Origin of the sequence: Paraburkholderia sp. BR10923, from assembly GCF_040948765.1 — a bacterium.
Classification (GTDB): domain Bacteria; phylum Pseudomonadota; class Gammaproteobacteria; order Burkholderiales; family Burkholderiaceae; genus Paraburkholderia; species Paraburkholderia youngii.
In genome coordinates, this window is sequence record NZ_JBFPKO010000120.1 from 1 (window position 1) to 1,185 (window position 1,185).

Here is a 1,185-nt window from a genome sequence, read left to right on the forward strand (position 1 = left end):
GGCTACGCTGAACAAGCAGCTGAATTTGCGACGTGTCGGCGATGTAGAGGTGTTCAGGTCGTGAAGCCGACGGTCATCCTTTGGTTTTTGGCCCTTGCGGGCATTGCACGCGGGCGTTTGCCCGCTTTTTGCCCATTACGGGCGCACCTGTGTCATCAATCGCGTGCGCGACAGGTAGACGTTGGCGAGCGCCAAAGCTACAAAGGCCCGATTCGCATTCTTCGCCAACCCGCGGTAGCGCACCTTCGTGAAGCCCCACAGTCGTTTGACCACCGCGAAGACATGCTCTACGCGTGCGCGGATCCTCGACTTGTTGCGGTTCTTGCCGCGCTGCACCTCATCGACTTCACCCGCGCGGCGGGTGCGCTGATTCGTGAAGTCGCGCGCCTTCGGCGCTTTGCTGTGGATCAGCGCCTTCTGGCTGGCGTATGCGCTGTCACCGTAGACCCGCCGCTCCTGACCGTGCAGCAATTGCGGCAGCGGATGCTTGTCATGCACGTTCGCTGGCGTGAGCACTGCGCTGTGCGCCAGGCCACTCTGGCTGTCCACGCCGATATGCAGCTTCGCGCCGAAGTACCATTGCTTGCCTTTGCGCGTCTGATGCATTTCCGGGTCGCGCGACTTCTGCTCATTCTTCGTTGAGCTCGGCGCACCGATGATCGTGGCATCCACGATCGTGCCGCTCTTGACTTTCATGCCGCTGGACTGAAGCACCCGGCCGACTTCGGCAAACAGCTTCTCGCCCAGTTTGTGGGTTTCGAGAAGACGACGAAATTTGAGCAGCGTGGTGGCGTCTGGTACCGCCTCGCGGCCCAGATCAATTCCCGCAAAGCGACGCAGGCTGGCGCTATCGTAAAGCGCCTCTTCACAGGCGAAATCGGCCAGATTGAACCAGTGCTGGATGAAATGGATGCGCAGCATGCGCTCCAGGCCAATCGGCGGGCGGCCATTGCCGCGCTTCGGGTAATGCGGCTCGACCACCGCGCACAACTCCGCCCACGGCGTAATTGCATTCATCGTATCGAGAAACTCATCGCGCCGCGTCCGTTTGCGGTGCCTCTCGAAACCCGCACCTTCGTCAGCTGCCATCGCCAGCGTCTGCTGCTTCATCCTGTTCTGCCTTCCTTATCCACTCCGCTCTATAACGCTCCGAGTAGCTATGCGGTGGACTTGATCAGCAATGCC

1 protein-coding gene is annotated in these 1,185 nt (G+C 60.6%); it reads right to left on the reverse strand.

What is annotated here, in order from left to right; all coding sequences use genetic code 11:
* Positions 1 to 135 precede the first annotated feature (135 nt).
* On the reverse strand, positions 136 to 1,110 hold the full coding sequence (locus AB3X94_RS41655) for an IS5 family transposase (protein ID WP_368614450.1): 975 nt from the start codon (positions 1,108 to 1,110) through the stop codon (positions 136 to 138).
* Between the last annotated feature and the right edge of the window lie 75 nt (positions 1,111 to 1,185).

Bases quoted from the DNA above. Each gene is read 5' to 3' on its own strand.
- AB3X94_RS41655 (WP_368614450.1), bottom strand. From the start codon at position 1,110: ATGAAGCAGCAGACGCTGGCGATGGCAGCTGACGAAGGTGCGGGTTTC.